The following is a 16335-nucleotide window of genomic DNA, read 5'->3' as shown; positions in this document are numbered from 1 at the left end:
GATCCGGAAACTCAGCCTGCCGGATGTAGTGCACCTGAATCCCGAACGGGACCCAGTACCACAGGCCGCAGGATTTTAAAGAGCCGAAGTCATTTTATATGGCAACTATGTTGACAGACTCCGCAACCGAGTGACAACAAGCCAATAGAACAACGTTCGCTTTTGATGCAGATGAACTCAGCAGCCAATTGGGCCGATTATTGGTGTGTTTGAGCGCCGCTGGCCCGACAGAACACGCCCGAAGGCAGTCATCCCAGGCGGCACCCCTCCTCAGCACGATTCCCTCACCACGCCAATCAGTGCCTGCCAAGCGCTTGACATGGACCACGGTGGAGTGATGCGCAGAACGTATTGTGCACAAATCAAAGGCCTGCGTGGGTCGCCTTTGGCATATTTTATTTTTGGCAACTTACAACATGCCAACTTATGCAAGACCTTATAATCATAGGCTATCATTTCATTGCTTATTTACCGAAGGCTTCTCAAGATTTAAGTCAAATCCGAACGAAGCGTTGAAGAAACTTTTTTAAGTGCTTCCAGACAACGGTTCTCCGCGGTGTTCAACTCCATTTCCATCATAGCTATATCTTCTTTCTGCTGCTCAAGAACCGCACGACGACGTTTGATAGTTTTCAACATCAATAATAACTGTTTTTCACTGCCGCTTGTGGTTTCGTCCCACAGGTCAAATAGCTCTTTGGTTTCTGCCAAAGATAGGCCCATACGCTTTCCACGCAAAATTAGTTTTAGTCGCACGCGGTCCTTGGAACTGAAAATTCTTGTCTGGCCCCGGCGAGTGGGATAAAGAAGTCCTTGATTTTCGTAAAAGCGTACGCTACGTGTCGTTACATCAAACTCCTGAGCCAAATCACCAATGCTGTATGTTTTTTTTGTCGCCATTAATAACTCCTCTCACCCCACCTGAATAAAGACCACATTGACACAAAATATAAACACTATCTACTCAGAGTAACGGAATATTTATAATGTTTAATTATTGGACATCGCCTGGTCACTCTCTTTCTTACGCAAGAACTTAAGCCACTAACTATTCAATTTTATTAACACCAACTTTAATAGCGACTCCTACACTTCATTTTTTAAAAATAGAGAAACCCTCTTAGCTTAGCTAAAATATTGCTGAATTATTACAATATACGGACATAGGGAGTAAAGAAAGCTACACTCACTCTACCTTAGGTTAATCACATATTAGGATAGTTCGGCCCACCCCCGCCTTCCGGGGTCACCCAGGTAATGTTCTGCGCCGGGTCCTTGATGTCGCAGGTCTTGCAGTGCACGCAGTTCTGGAAATTGATCCGAAACTGCGGCTGGCCGTCATCGTCTTCGACCACTTCGTAGACCCCGGCGGGACAGTAGCGGACTGCCGGCTCGGCGTATTTGGGCAGGTTGTCGCGGATGGGTATTGCCGGGTCCGAGAGCTTGAGGTGGCAGGGCTGGTTCTCTTCGTGGTTGGTGTTGGACAGGTAGACCGAGGAGAGCTTGTCAAAGGAGAGTTTGCCGTCGGGCCTGGGATACTCGATTTTTTCGCACTCGGCCGCCGGCTTGAGCGCGGCATGGTCCGGCGTTGTATCGTGGAGGTTGGGCAGCTTGCCGCCGCCGAGCAGCTGGTCGACAAAGTTGTAGGCGCCGCCGACCAGGGTGCCGTACTTGTGGAGGGCGGGGCCGAAGCTTGCGCTTTCCTTGAGCTCGGCGTAGGCCCAGCTCTGCTCCCACTTCTCCGTGAAAGCGGACAGTTCTTCCCCGCCTTCGCTTTCGTTGGCAAGGGCGTCGAATACGGTTTCAGCGGCGACCATGCCGGATTTCATCGCCGTGTGCAGGCCCTTGATCTTGGCAAAGTTCAGCGTGCCGGCATCGCAGCCGATCAGCAGACCGCCGGGGAAGGTCATCTTGGGCAGGCAGTTGAAACCGCCCTTGGTGATGGAGCGTGCGCCGTAGGCGACGCGCTTGCCGCCTTCCAGGTGCTTGGCCAGCACCGGGTGGTGCTTCATGCGCTGGAACTCGTCAAACGGCGACAGCCAGGGGTTTTGATAGGACAGGTCCATGATCAGCCCTACCATGACCTGATTATCCTCGCCGTGGTAAAGGAACCAGCCGCCGTGGGCGTGCTTGTCCAGCGGCCAGCCCGAGCCGTGCAGTATCAGGCCGGGTTCGTGCTTGTCTGCCGGAATGTCCCACAGCTCCTTGAGGCCAAGGCCGTAATGCTGCGGGTCTCGCCCTTCGTCCAGGGCAAAGCGCTGGATCAGACGCTTGCCCAGGTGACCGTGCGAGCCTTCGGCAAACAGCGTGTACCGGGCGCGCAGCTCCATCCCCGGCATGTAGCCATCCTTGGGCTCGCCGTCGGCGTCGACGCCCATATCGCCGGTGATAATGCCGCGTACGGCACCTTGCTCATCCTCAATGATGTCCTGGGCGGCAAAGCCGGGGAAGATATCAACGCCCAGCGCTTCGGCCTGCTCGCCGAGCCAGCGGCACAGATTGCCGGCGCTGGTGACGTAGCGGGTCTGGTCGCCGCCGGTGTTGTGCATGGCCCTGGGCACCAGGGCATTGGGCAGCTTCTGGGCCTTGTCGGCGTCTTTCAGCAGGTATAGCTCATCGCGCGTAGCAGGCGTCGTCAGCGGCGCGCCGCGCGCTTTCCAGTCGGGAAACAGCTCGTCCAGCGCGCGCGTTTCGAACACCGCGCCGGAGAGAATATGCGCCCCTACCTCAGAGCCTTTTTCCACCACGCACACGCTGAGTTCGCGCTCCGCGCTGTTGGCCTGCTGCATTAATCGGCAGGCCGCCGCCAGCCCCGAGGCGCCGGCGCCAACGATGACCACATCAAAATCCATGGAGTCGCGTTCGGTTTCCGCTGTCATAGAGCACCCACAAGGAAAATGGCCGACAGTGAGGATATACGACACCCAACTGCCGGCACTCTGAAAAGTTAAAAGGCGAGGGGCGATTAAAGCTTTTGCTCAAGCTCCGGCACGGCCTCAAACAGATCTGCCACCAGGCCGTAATCCGCTACCTGAAAAATCGGCGCGTCCTCATCCTTGTTGATCGCCACGATTACCTTGGCGTCTTTCATCCCCGCCAGGTGCTGAATGGCGCCGGAAATCCCTACCGCGACGTACAGATCGGGCGCAACGATCTTGCCGGTTTGCCCCACCTGCATGTCGTTGGGCACAAAGCCGGAATCTACCGCGGCTCGGGAAGCACCGATCGCCGCGCCGAGCTTGTCGGCGATGCCGTCAAGCAGCTTGAAGTTATCAGCACTGCCCATGCCGCGCCCGCCGGAAACGACCGCTCGTGCAGCACCCAGTTCGGGACGATCGCTTTCCGCCAGCGACTCTTTGACGAAGGCCGATATACTGTTGTCGATACTCTGTTCGACTACCTCAATGCTGGCGCTGCCGCCTTCGGCCACCGGCTCAAAGCCGGTAGCACGCACCGTGATAATCTTCAGGGCATCGCTGCTCTGCACGGTCGCGATGGCGTTACCCGCATAGATCGGACGCTTGAAGGTGTCGGCGGATTCCACGGCAATGATATCAGATATCTGTGCCACGTCTTTCAAGGCGGCAACCCGCGGCAGCGCGTTTTTGCCGTTCGTCGAAGCCGCCGCCAATACGTGGCTATAGTCATCGGCCAGCATGGCCAGCAGTTCGCTCAGCGGCTCGGCCAGCTGGTGGGCAAACACACGGCTATCGGCCACGCGCACCTTGCTCACACCGTCGAGTTTGGCGGCCGCCTCTGCCACGGCGTCGACGTTATCGCCGGCCACCAGTAGCTCAATATCGCCGCCGATCGCCTGGGCGGCGGCGACGACGTGGGCGGTCACACCGTCCAGCTCACCGTCCTGATGGTCGGCCAAAACCAGAATACTCATGAAATCACCTTGGCTTCGTTCTGGAGTTTGTCCACAAGCTCATCAACTGAGCTCACCCTGATGCCACCTTTACGTTCGGCCGGTGGTTCAACCTTGATCAGTGCCAGCTTGCTGGCCACGTCGATGCCCAGCTCCTCCGGGGTTTTGACGTCGAGCGGTTTCTTCTTGGCTTTCATCACATCCGGCAGCTTGGCGTAGCGCGGCTCGTTCAACCGCAGGTCGGCGGTCACCACCGCGGGCAGCGTCAGCTCAAGCGTCTGCAGGCCGCCGTCAATTTCGCGGGTCACCTGCAGCTTGCCGTCTTCCACGGTAATCTCGGACGCAAAGGTGCCCTGAGGGCGTCCGGTCAGCGCCGCCAGCATTTGTCCCGTCTGGTTGTTGTCGGTATCGATGGCCTGCTTCCCAAGAAGTATCAGCTCCGGCTGCTCTTCTTCGACGACCTTGGCCAATGCCTTGGCAGCTCCCAGTGATTCCACGCGCTCATCGGCTTGGACGTGGATGCCCCGATCGGCACCCAGCGCCAATGAGGTCCGCAGCTGTTCCTGAGCCGCTTTAGGCCCCACGGTCACCGCCACCACCTCACTGGCAATGCCTTTTTCCTTGAGACGCACGGCCTCTTCCACGGCAATCTCGCAGAAAGGATTCATGGCCATCTTGACGTTAGTAAGGTCAACGTCTGACTGGTCCGGCTTAACGCGAATCTTGACGTTATAGTCAATGACGCGTTTGATCGCGACGAGTATTTTCATAGAGGCATCCTAGTTTTATAATTTAATAGTAGCGATTAAAGGCCACTAGATAGAATAGAAATTATTACTCCACATTAAATTCTTACCGGCCACTAAGCGGCTGAATGGCATAATAGCTGATCCGTCTTCCTGAGAAACAAAGTAAATAGCTAACCATTCGTTTTAGGGCAATCGACGCTGAACTCAGTGAGTGCTCTTTATGAGCCTTAAGGCTCACGCTGTGAACCGCAATAAAATTGATGACCATTTGCACAAGGCATCGAATTTTGACTATAGGCGAGACACTCATGGGCTAAACTACCTTTGTTATCGTTAACCATATGGACATCCATAGAGTAAGTTCACCCTTACGTTCACGTCAATCTAGTTTTTAAATTTTTGACGGAATTGAGTAGGTCACCGTTGAATGCGCCATAGGCTCTTCTACTCCTTTGGAATAGACAAACACCTCCCCCACCGCCATCGTGCGCCCAACTTTGAGCATAGTGCCTCGCGCCGAGATTGGCGCATGGGCTACCGGCTTGCGAAGAAAATTGACGTTAAGGTTGGTAGTCACTGCCATTGGAACCAGGCCAATCTGACTTAGCAGAGCCGCGTAGAGCGTAACATCCACCAACCCCATTGTTACTGGGCCGGAAACGGTTCCGCCAGGACGAAGGTGCCTATCTTCAACCTCCAGGCCCATCTCGGCCCAGCCATCGCCCAGCGCTTGTAACTGGCCAAACGCCGCTCCCTGGGGAAATTGCTCCTGAAGAAATTGATCAAGTTCTGCAAATGTAACTTTCATCAGGTTTTGCGCGGGATACCCGGTAAGTCTAGTGCCGGGAGAGATAGCGCGTCGCCCCACCGGGCGACCTGGATCACGCCATCGCCTGCCCCGCTCCTCCTTTCAGATTGTTGGATGGTGTCAGGTGATAACCATAGCCGTCACCGCGTTGAATGTAGCTCACCCTGCAGATTCGGCCTATTTGCCGGCTGCTGGCCCGATTTGCCCCCACCGTGGCTTGATAGCATTACCATGCCTTCTGTCGGGCTTGACCAACATGCTGGACTCGGCAACACAACACGCTTCAGCAATGGGTTTCCCCACATCGGCCAGGCTAACCTGATAGCCGTTCTTGGCGATGAGGTCGTCGGGACGATCACATTGCCATCGCCGTGGCGGATCGCCATATCACCGGTCAGATGATGAAAGGCATTACGTTCGCCCCCTAGCTTTCCGTCGAGGCTAGCCACCTTTCGGGCGGCAGAGCTAAAGCCGTGATGTATCCCGGCATTCTGAGGTAGGCCCATGGTGTATTCCCGATATCCCTACCACTGAATGGATATGATATTTTGTATCATGCCATTACCTTTACGTGAAGGTAATGGCATGGTAGCAAGACCAAGGTAGAACAAGCTCAGGGCATACCAGCCTGGTAAAGAAGCATTGATGCTCTCACCACAGGGCCTCTGTAATACGTTAGTCGATGATTGGGTTGAAAACCGCTGGCAACATTATTACGTTTACGTCAACGTACACCACAGGGAAGGCCATCAAATGTGTTGGCTTAAGCTGGAACGCGAACCAACATAGACCTACTGCCTGGAAGCACTTGATAACGCACAGAAAAGGCCTAGCAAATAACAGCTGGTGGTGCGCTTGGCAAATGGCTTTGCCGCGGCCATGACCTTCCCCCGCTAAACCAAAAAGTGAGAAAACATGAAAACACCGTATTCGGAGCTTAATTTCGGCCTTGGCGAGACACTTGACATACTGCGTGAGCAGGTTAATAAGTTTGCCGCCACCGAGATCGCCCCGCGCGCCGAGGAAATCGACCGCACCAACGAATTTCCCGCCGACCTGTGGGAAAAACTCGGCGACATGGGCCTGCTGGGCATTACTGTGGATGAAGCCTACGGTGGCTCGGGTATGGGCTATATGGAACACGTTGTCGCCGTTGAGGAGATCAGCCGCGCCTCTGCCTCCGTCGGGCTTTCCTATGGCGCCCACTCAAACCTCTGCGTTAACCAAATTCACCGCAACGGCACCGAAGAGCAAAAGCAGGCCTATCTACCCAAGCTCGTCAGCGGCGAGCATGTTGGCGCTTTAGCTATGTCCGAGCCCAACGCCGGCTCCGACGTTGTCTCCATGAAGCTCAGCGCCAAAGACGCCGGTGATCATTACGTGCTCAATGGCAACAAGATGTGGATCACTAATGGCCCCGAAGCTAACGTCTACGTCATCTATGCCAAAACCGATAAAGATGCCGGGTCAAAAGGCATCACTGCCTTTATCGTCGAGCGAGACTACGCCGGCTTCAGTCGGAACCAAAAACTCGACAAGCTGGGCATGCGTGGCTCTAACACCTGCGAGCTAATATTTCAGGACTGCAAGGTACCCAAGGAAAATGTGCTGGGCGGTGTCGGCAACGGTGCCCGGGTGCTCATGAGCGGCCTTGACTATGAGCGCTTGGTTCTCTCGGGAGGGCCACTAGGGATCATGCAGGCCGCCATGGATCTTGTTGTGCCCTACATTCGCGAACGCCAACAGTTTGGTCAGGCCATCGGCGAGTTCGAGCTAGTTCAAGGAAAAGTGGCAGACATGTACACCTACATGAATACCGCCAAATCCTATGTATATATGGTGTCTCAGTCTGCTGACCGCGGTGAAACCACCCGTAAGGACGCCGCCGGTGCCATCCTCTATTCGGCTGAAATGGCCACCAAACTGGCGCTGGATGCCATCCAGCTACTGGGCGGAAACGGCTATACCAACGAGTTTCCCGCCGGTCGTCTACTACGTGATGCCAAACTGTATGAAATCGGTGCCGGCACATCCGAAATCCGCCGTATGCTGATCGGCCGGGAGTTGTTTAAGAACAATTGATTCCTGAAACACCAGTGCTTAACAGCCAACTTTTTTGCACGGCAAGCCTGGGTAACCCTGGTTAGCCAGAGGCGGGTAAACACACCAAGAAAAATGGGGATTTGGGCGTCTGGCGTTTCCTACATACGCCGCCCCAGCCTCAATGCACGGACGGGTAGGCCATGACGATACTTCAAAGCAGAATAAATCCGAGGTCGGAAGACTTCCAGACTCGGCAGGCGGCGATGGCAGAGGCCGTGGCAGACCTGCAGGACAAAGTGTCCAGCATTCATCAAGGAGGTGGCCCAGCCTATCAAAAACGCCATACAGACCGCGGCAAACTCTTGCCGCGTGAGCGCATCAACCGCCTGCTCGACGAAGGCTCAGCGTTTCTCGAAATAGGTCAGCTGACGGCCTACAACGTCTACGACGAAGACGTACCGGCAGCCGGTATCATCGCCGGTGTGGGGCAAGTCTCCGGCAGTGAATGCATGATTATTGCCAACGACGCAACGGTAAAAGGCGGCACTTACTATCCATTGACCGTCAAAAAACATCTGCGCGCACAAGAAATTGCGCTGGCCAACCACTTACCCTGCATCTATCTCGTAGACTCCGGCGGCGCTAACTTGCCCCATCAAGATGGAGTCTTCGCCGACCGAGATCACTTCGGACGTATTTTCTACAACCAAGCTCGGATGTCTGCCAATGACATCCCTCAAATCGCCGTCGTCATGGGTCTTTGCACCGCTGGAGGCGCCTACGTGCCGGCGATGGCCGACGAGTCTATTATCGTCCGCAATCAGGGCACTATCTTTCTGGCCGGCCCCCCACTGGTCAAAGCAGCCACCGGTGAAGAGGTCACAGCCGAAGAGCTGGGCGGTGCCGATGTGCACTGCAAAACCTCCGGCGTTGCCGACCATTACGCTGAAAACGATAGCCATGCTCTGGAAACGGCCCGGCGTTGCATTTCTCACCTTAACCGCCGCAAACCCGTTGACGTCGAAGTTCGCCAGCCCCTGGCACCCCGTTACGACCCTGAAGAAGTCTATGGCATCGTGGGTACCGATCTGCGCAAACAGTTCGACGTCCGCGATGTGATTGCACGCACAGTAGACGACTCAGCGTTTGATGAATTCAAACGCTATTACGGCCAGACCCTGGTGACCGGCTTCGCTCACATACACGGCTATCCGGTGGGCATCATCGCCAATAACGGCATCCTGTTCAGTGAGTCAGCGCAAAAAGGCGCACATTTTATCGAGCTTTGCTGCCAGCGCAATATTCCACTGGTGTTTTTACAGAACATCACCGGCTTCATGGTAGGCCAAAAATACGAAGCTGAAGGTATTGCCAAACACGGGGCGAAAATGGTGATGGCGGTTGCCTGCGCCAACGTTCCCAAAATTACCGTGTTGATAGGTGGCAGCTACGGCGCCGGTAACTACGGTATGTGCGGTCGCGCTTACAGCCCCGACTTTCTGTGGATGTGGCCCAATGCCCGCATCTCGGTCATGGGCGGCGAGCAGGCGGCCGGCGTACTGGCTCAGGTTCGCCGTGACAGAATGGAGCAGAAGGGACAGGAATGGAGTGACGCCGACGAAGCCGCATTCAAGAAGCCAATTGCCGACAAGTATGAGCATCAAGGCCATCCTTATTACGCCAGTGCCCGCCTTTGGGATGATGGCGTTATCGACCCTGCCCAGACCCGTGAAGTACTCGCACTTAGCCTTTCTACCACCCTTAATCGGCCGGCCAACTCCACCCGCTTTGGCGTATTCCGGATGTAATCGCGGAGAATCACCATGACAGAGAACCACACAGCACCCGCAGCGCAAACAGCGGTGGCACTTCGGCGCCACGCTCACGGTGTCAGCGAAATCGTGCTCAACCGGCCGGAAAAGCGCAACGCCTTTGACGATGTGATTATTGGCCAACTGCTCGATGTCCTGGCTGACGTTGATGCCGACAGCAACACTTCGGTAGTCATCATACGCTCAGCCGGCAAGCACTTCTCGGCAGGTGCCGATCTTGACTGGATGCGGCGCATGGCCGACAACAGTCACCAGGAAAACCTCGATGACGCGCGTCAGCTTGCCCGCCTAATGCAGACACTGAACCAAATTCGTCAGCCGGTTATCGGCCTGGTTCAGGGCGCCGCCTACGGCGGTGCCGTCGGTATCGCCGCCTGCTGCGATATTGTCATCGCCAACGAAAAGACCCGCTTTTGCCTGAGTGAAGTCAAACTCGGCCTGATTCCCGCAGTTATCAGCCCTTATGTAGTACGCGCTATTGGCGAGCGTCAGGCTCGGCGCTACGCCTTGTCGGCGGAAGTCATTAACGCCCGGGAAGCAGAAAAACTGGGGTTAGTACACATCGTCTGTGACGATATCGACGCCATGGATAGCTGCTGCGAAACAATGCTGCAACAGCTGGCTCAAAATGGCCCGGGTGCCATGCAGGCTGCCAAGGATCTTGTGCTAGCCGTTAGTCACAAGCCTATCGATGACGCCGTTCTCGAAGATACTGCCCAGCGCATCGCTGATATCCGCGTCGGCGTAGAAGGTCAGGAAGGGCTCAGCGCTTTTCTTGATAAACGCCATGCCTACTGGATGCCGGAGACCTCCTAATGTTTCATAAGATCCTGATTGCCAACCGGGGCGAAATTGCCTGCCGCATTATCCGGACAGCTCGCCGTATGGGGATCCGCTGCGTAGCGGTCTACTCTGATGCCGATGTCAACGCCCACCACGTCAATCTGGCCGATGAAGCCTTCCATATTGGTCCTGCACCGGCGGCCGACAGCTATCTGCGTACGGATAAGCTCATCGAAATCGCTGAGCGAAGCGGCGCCGAGGCCATCCATCCAGGCTATGGTTTTGTTTCCGAAAATGCTGAATTCGCCGCGGCATGTGAGGCTAACAACCTCGTATTCATCGGGCCGCCCTCTTCTGCTATTGCGTCGATGGGCTCCAAATCCGCCGCCAAGGTCATTATGGAAAAAGCCGGTGTGCCTCTAGTACCCGGTTACCACGGCGACGATCAAACGCCAGGCACCCTACGCTCAGAAGCCGAAAAATGCGGTTTTCCATTGCTGCTGAAAGCGGTGGCCGGCGGTGGCGGCAAAGGCATGCGCGTGGTGGAAGACATAGACGAGTTTGATTCAGCGCTCGACGCTGCCAAACGCGAAGCAACGAATGCGTTCAGCAACTCAGATATGTTGATCGAGCGCTACCTAACTCAGCCTCGTCACATTGAAATCCAGGTGTTCTGTGATCAGAGCGGCCGTGGCGTGTATTTGGCTGAGCGCGATTGCTCGGTTCAGCGTCGCCATCAGAAAGTTCTGGAAGAAGCCCCTGCGCCGGGGCTGAGCGAAGAAACCCACAGAGCCATGGGTGAAGCAGCGGTGAAAGCGGCGCAGGCGATTAACTATGTGGGCGCGGGCACTGTAGAGTTTCTTTACGATGTCGACGGCTCCTTCTTCTTTATGGAAATGAACACGCGCCTGCAAGTAGAGCATCCGGTTACCGAAATGGTGACCGGTGAGGACCTGGTGGAGTGGCAGCTGCAAGTGGCCTGGGGTGATCCCTTACCGCTGGATCAGCCGCAGATAAAAATTCACGGCCATGCTCTGGAAGCCCGCATCTATGCTGAAGACCCCGACCACGACTTCCTACCTGCCACCGGCAACCTGCGCTATCTACGCACGCCCAATGAAAGTGCCCATGTGCGAGTCGATACCGGGGTTGTCGAAGGTGATGACATCAGTATTCACTACGACCCAATGATTGCCAAGTTGATTGTTTGGGACAAAAGTCGCAATCGAGCCATTAACCGCATGGTCCAGGCGCTGGAGCATTACCGCATCGCTGGGGTAGCCACCAATATCCGCTTTATCCACGCGCTGACCGATAGCCAACCCTTTCGCGATGCTGATCTGACAACCGGTTTTATTGACGCTCATCGCGACAAGCTTTTTGCCGAATCAGAGTTCGGCACACACACAGCTTTGGTGCTGGCTACCGGTTTCATCATGGAGACGCCTAAGGCCGGCAATGGCAACGGCCCTGACCCCTGGTCACCCTTCAACCGCTCTGATAGCTGGCGCATGAACACCGAACATGCCCGACCGTTACAGCTCGAAGCCAACGACACCCTATACGACCTGACGGTGCGGGTACGTGCCAACCATTACCAGGTGTCCGTGGGTGACGCGGTTTATGATCTATACGCCAACCTGGTAGACGACTACCTTCAGGCCACCATTAATGACCATCGGATCAACGTCTACGGCAACCTGCATCACGATCACCTGGTGCTGTTCCACGGCGGTGAAAGCTTCCATTGCACCCGCTATCGAGAAAACTATGTCCTTGACGACTTAGCCCCCGAAGGCGGCCTCAATGCCCCCATGAACGGCACCATTGTGACGGTGCAAGCCGATGTGGGCGATGCGGTCTGCGCAGGCCAGACGCTGATCGTCATGGAAGCCATGAAAATGGAGCATACCATCAAGGCGCCGGCAGACGGTGTGGTCAGCGAGATTTTCTGCGTCGAAGGAGAACAGGTGGCTGAAAGCGCGGAACTGATTGTCGTTGAGGCCTCTGAACAAAACTCCGAGGAGGCAAGCTAATGGCACTGCCGAAACAGGTAAGGCTGGTGGAAATGAGCCCCCGGGATGGCCTACAAAATGAGCCTGGCTCTTTGGTTGCCACAGATATCAAAACCGAATTGATCAATCGCCTGGCCCATTGCGGCCTCAGCCACATTGAATCCGCCAGTTTTGTCTCGCCCAAATGGGTGCCACAAATGGCAGACGCCGCCGATGTGATGGCAAGCATCCAACGTCAGCCTGGTGTGCGTTATGCAGCGCTAACGCCCAACATGAAAGGTTTCGAGAATGCGCTGGCAGCGGGTGTGGACGAAGTGGCAGTATTTGCAGCTGCATCTGAATCCTTCAGCTTGAAAAACATCAACTGCTCTATCGCCGATAGCTTGAGGCGCTTCCAGCCGGTCATGGAGGCTGCCCAGGAACACAACATCCCGGTGCGCGGCTATGTTTCCACCGTACTGGGCTGCCCCTACGAGGGTGATATTGCCCCGCAGCAGGTAGCGTATGTCGCCGGCGAACTCGCCAACATGGGCTGCCATGAAATTTCCTTGGGCGACACCATTGGCACAGGAACACCGCTAAAAGCCAAGCGCATGCTAGAAGCCGTCACCACACAGGTGCCTACAGAGCGCCTCGCGGCACATTTTCACGATACTTATGGCCAGGCACTCGCTAACCTCTTTGCTGTACTGGAAGAAGGTATCGGCGTGATTGATGCCTCAGTCGCCGGTCTGGGTGGCTGCCCGTATGCCCGGGGTGCATCGGGTAACGTCGCTACCGAAGACGTACTCTACCTTCTTGAAGGTCTGGGCATTCGTACCGGCGTCAACTTGGAGCCCCTAATCGCCACCGGTGAATGGATCAGCCAGCAGCTTGAACGCCCCAACGGTTCGAAAGTCGGTCAAGCGCTTACTGTTCCATCAGGGGCCGCCACTGGTCAAGAAGTATAGTTACACCGACAACAACAATCGGAGGCAAGACAATGAATCAGGCTCTCCCAAGCTATACCAGCGGCACGTCTACCACTCCATTACTGGGCATGACCATCGGTGAAATGCTTGATCGCACCGCAAGTCAGTTCCCTGATAACGAAGCCCTGATATGCCTGCACCAAGGTATTCGCTGGACTTACAAAGAGTTCGTAACCAAAGTCAATGAAGCCGCCAGGGCTTTTTTAGCTATTGGCGTCCAGCACGGTGACCGCGTTGGTATCTGGTCACCCAACCGCTATGAATGGACGCTGACGCAGTTTGCCACAGCCAAAATTGGCGCTATTCTAGTCAACATTAATCCAGCCTACGGCGCACATGAGCTGGAATATGCCATGAACCTGGCGGGCATCAGCGTGCTGGTAACGGCCGACAAGTTTAAATCCAACAACTACCGCCAGACGCTCTATGAAGTTACTCCTGAGTTGCATACCGGCACGCCGGGTAGGGTTAAGTCACAGCGACTTGCTGACTTGCGTGCCGTCATCAATATGGACACAGAACAACACGCCGGCATGTGGAGCTGGGATCAATTTATCGGCTTTTCCCGGGACACTTCTCAGGAAGAACTGGACAAAGTACAAAGCCAGCTCCAGTTCGATGACCCCATCAATATTCAGTTTACATCCGGCACTACCGGCAATCCCAAAGGGGCTACGTTGTCCCACCACAATATTCTCAATAACGGATTTTTTGTCGGTGAAAGCCAGCGGTTGAACGAAAAAGACCGAATGGTTATTCCAGTTCCACTATATCATTGCTTCGGCATGGTCATGGGCAATCTGGGATGTATTACTCATGGCTCTACCATGATTTATCCAGAAGAGGGGTTTGACCCCAAGGCAGTGCTGGACGCCGTGCATCAGGAAAAAGCTACTGTCCTGTACGGGGTACCCACCATGTTCATTGCCGAGTTGGCCGACCCAGCCATTCACGACTGCGACTTGTCCAGCCTGCGCACGGGCATCATGGCCGGCTCCATCTGCCCTGCCGAAGTCATGAAGAAAGTCAACGAGCAGATGAATATAAAAGACGTGCAAATCGCCTACGGCATGACCGAAACCAGCCCGGTCTCGACGCAAACCAGCTCTCTTGATCCTTTTGACAAACAGGTCACTACGGTAGGTCGCACCCAGCCGCACCTAGAAAGCATGGTGGTCGATGTGCTGACTGGCAATGTACTTCCCCGGGGGGAAACCGGCGAGCTGTGTACACGCGGCTACAGCGTGATGCTCAAATATTGGAATAACGAAGAAAAAACACGCGAAGCCATCGATTCCGCCGGTTGGATGCACACAGGGGATCTGGCCATCATGGATGACGAAGGCTACATTCAAGTGGTTGGGCGCATCAAGGATATGGTTATTCGGGGCGGTGAAAACATCTACCCGAAAGAGGTGGAAGAATTCCTTTATACCCACCCTTCTATCAACGAAGTTCAAGTGACCGGCATTCCCGACACAACTTACGGTGAAGAGCTGGTCGCGTGGGTTCAGCTGCGTTCCGATGCTGATCCGGTGGATGCCGACGACCTGATAGCATTCTGCCAAGGCCAAATTTCTCACTTCAAGATTCCCCGGCACTACAAATTCGTGGACGAGTTTCCGATGACCGCAACCGGAAAAATACAGAAGTTCAAGATGCGCCAAGTTTCCATTGAAGAAATGGATGATTCAAAATAGCCATCAATTTCTTTATCTAAACAGCCGTGCCTCAAAATTCTGGGGCACGGCACCATCATTAACTACTGTCTTTTCTTTCTTGCCTTTTATCGGGCCATCTCTTAATTATCGTAAACTCACACTGAATAAAGGAAAATACATGTCAGCTTATTATCGTCTCATCGATAACACTATGGACGCTGAGAATGTAGTTACCGCCCACTATGCGCCTAACCATGCTGCACAAGGTGCATGGAACGCACATGAGCAGCACATGGCCCCTGCCACCGGTGTGATATGTGCCGAGATAGAGAAATTTCTACCTCGTAGTGATTTACGAATTGGACGCATTCATCTCGATATATGGGGGGTCATCTGGTTTTCTCCATTTACCATTCAAACTCGAATTATACGGCCGGGCCGAACTATAGAATTGATTGAGTCCCGCATGGAGGCCGAGGGTAGGACCTGCATCATAGCGACATGTTGGCGCATGAAGATCAGTAATACCCAAGAAATATCCAGCTCGGTAAATACGGTCACTGCTCACCCTGATAAAATGCAAGGCTGGAACGGAATGCAGCAATGGGGTGGCGGATTTATTGAGAGCATAATATTTAAAATCGATAAGCAAGAAGATCAAGAAATTATTTGGTTGAAAAACGATTTGAATATGATTGAAGGAAAGGAAACTTCTTCCTTTGTGCATATAATGGGAATGGTCGATACGGCTAATGGGGTGGCTAACCGAATTACAGCCGACGATTGGATATTTCCGAATGTTGACTTGAATATTAATTTATTACGACTACCTCAGGGCCGCTGGCTAGGGATTAATGCCACCCAGGAATATGGAGTTGATGGTATTGGCTTGACCAGCTCGATATTGTACGATGAGTTCGGCATGTTTGGCCGAAGTGAGCAGACGCTGACCATACGTAGAATTAATAAATATATATAAACTCAACTTATTCGACTTAAGCCAAACTCTAGTGTATATGCCGGATGCAATATGCATTGACTATCCGTTTCGTAAATAACTCAGGCCGCTGCTCCTGCCCTTCCTTCATCGCCGCTAGCAGCTCTTGATAGTGTAAAGCCTTCTGTGAGATAGACTAATTATACGTCCGAATATAGCGCGTGAATCTATGTTACAGGGTGGATGCAGATTCTGAACGCAACACCTTCATTGAGTAGTTGATGAACGCTCGTGATGTTTGGCCATCACCTCGCTCATCACTTCAATCGGACATTTAAAATCAAAACGTTTTCGCGGACGCATGTTTAGCTCGAAGGCAATGGCGTCGAGCTCTTCCTGGCTGTATACCGACAGATCCGTTCCCTTCGGTAGGTACTGCCGGATCAAGCCATTGATATTTTCATTGGCTCCTCGCTGCCAGGGACTATGCGGGTCACAGAAGTAAATCGCGACGCCGGAGCGCTGCGTGATCTCGGCATGACGCCTGACGAATCCCCACGAATATGTTGCTACTCGCCGCATAGGCTCTGCTCCCTGACTTCCTCGCGAAGTCGTGCTCGGAGGGTTGTCCAAGCAGGCCAAGGCACGGCGTCGGGTTGATGACG

Annotated in this window: 13 protein-coding genes; 7 read left to right on the top strand and 6 right to left on the bottom strand. The window is 54.4% G+C overall.

Annotated elements, in window-relative coordinates:
* Positions 1-489: 489 nt before the first annotated feature.
* The 5 genes from RS027_RS12650 to RS027_RS12630 form a co-directional block, all read right to left on the bottom strand.
* Positions 490-900: a MerR family transcriptional regulator gene (locus RS027_RS12650; protein ID WP_311957481.1), complete on the bottom strand. Its 411-nt coding sequence runs from the start codon at positions 898-900 to the stop codon at positions 490-492.
* A gap of 305 nt (positions 901-1205) precedes the next feature.
* Positions 1206-2879, bottom strand: coding sequence for an electron transfer flavoprotein-ubiquinone oxidoreductase (locus RS027_RS12645; RefSeq protein WP_311957479.1), 1674 nt, complete (start codon positions 2877-2879; stop codon positions 1206-1208).
* 86 nt (positions 2880-2965) lie between these two features.
* Positions 2966-3892, bottom strand: a complete 927-nt coding sequence (locus RS027_RS12640) for an electron transfer flavoprotein subunit alpha/FixB family protein (protein ID WP_311957477.1) — start codon at positions 3890-3892, stop codon at positions 2966-2968.
* Complete coding sequence (locus RS027_RS12635; protein WP_311957475.1) at positions 3889-4641, bottom strand: electron transfer flavoprotein subunit beta/FixA family protein; 753 nt, start codon at positions 4639-4641, stop codon at positions 3889-3891. The genes RS027_RS12640 and RS027_RS12635 overlap by 4 nt, the downstream gene beginning before the upstream one ends.
* 370 nt (positions 4642-5011) lie before the next feature.
* Positions 5012-5428: a PaaI family thioesterase gene (locus RS027_RS12630; protein ID WP_311957473.1), complete on the bottom strand. Its 417-nt coding sequence runs from the start codon at positions 5426-5428 to the stop codon at positions 5012-5014.
* Between the two features lie 915 nt (positions 5429-6343).
* Here RS027_RS12630 and RS027_RS12625 point away from each other — a divergent pair.
* The 7 genes from RS027_RS12625 to RS027_RS12595 all read left to right on the top strand — a co-directional run bounded on the left by RS027_RS12625 (position 6344) and on the right by RS027_RS12595 (position 15712).
* A complete protein-coding gene (locus RS027_RS12625) occupies positions 6344-7510 on the top strand; it encodes an isovaleryl-CoA dehydrogenase (RefSeq protein WP_311957472.1) in 1167 nt (388 codons plus the stop codon).
* A 161-nt stretch (positions 7511-7671) separates the two neighbouring features.
* The gene (locus tag RS027_RS12620; RefSeq protein WP_311957471.1) at positions 7672-9279 is read left to right on the top strand and encodes a carboxyl transferase domain-containing protein; all 1608 of its coding nucleotides are present in this window, start codon (positions 7672-7674) and stop codon (positions 9277-9279) included.
* A gap of 15 nt (positions 9280-9294) precedes the next feature.
* Positions 9295-10119, top strand: coding sequence for an enoyl-CoA hydratase-related protein (locus RS027_RS12615; RefSeq protein ID WP_311957469.1), 825 nt, complete (start codon positions 9295-9297; stop codon positions 10117-10119).
* Positions 10119-12122, top strand: a complete 2004-nt coding sequence (locus RS027_RS12610; protein WP_311957466.1) for an acetyl/propionyl/methylcrotonyl-CoA carboxylase subunit alpha — start codon at positions 10119-10121, stop codon at positions 12120-12122. Before RS027_RS12615 ends, RS027_RS12610 begins: the two co-directional genes overlap by 1 nt.
* Positions 12122-13051, top strand: a complete 930-nt coding sequence (locus tag RS027_RS12605) for a hydroxymethylglutaryl-CoA lyase (protein ID WP_311957463.1) — start codon at positions 12122-12124, stop codon at positions 13049-13051. Before RS027_RS12610 ends, RS027_RS12605 begins: the two co-directional genes overlap by 1 nt.
* A gap of 32 nt (positions 13052-13083) precedes the next feature.
* Positions 13084-14772 carry an AMP-binding protein gene (locus tag RS027_RS12600; protein ID WP_311957461.1) on the top strand — a complete coding sequence of 563 codons (1689 nt, stop codon included), beginning with the start codon at positions 13084-13086 and terminating at the stop codon, positions 14770-14772.
* On the top strand, positions 14759-15712 hold the full coding sequence (locus RS027_RS12595) for a thioesterase family protein (protein ID WP_311957460.1): 954 nt from the start codon (positions 14759-14761) through the stop codon (positions 15710-15712). The genes RS027_RS12600 and RS027_RS12595 overlap by 14 nt, the downstream gene beginning before the upstream one ends.
* Before the next feature lie 225 nt (positions 15713-15937).
* Here RS027_RS12595 and RS027_RS12590 read toward each other — a convergent pair.
* The coding region (locus RS027_RS12590; RefSeq protein WP_311957459.1) for an IS30 family transposase at positions 15938-16335 on the bottom strand (398 nt) is incomplete at its 5' end.

This window comes from Halomonas garicola (genome assembly GCF_031935715.1).
Taxonomy (GTDB): Bacteria; Pseudomonadota; Gammaproteobacteria; order Pseudomonadales; family Halomonadaceae; genus Vreelandella; species Vreelandella garicola.
Note: the sequence above shows the minus strand (reverse complement) of the source record. Positions and strands in the feature narration are given on the sequence as shown.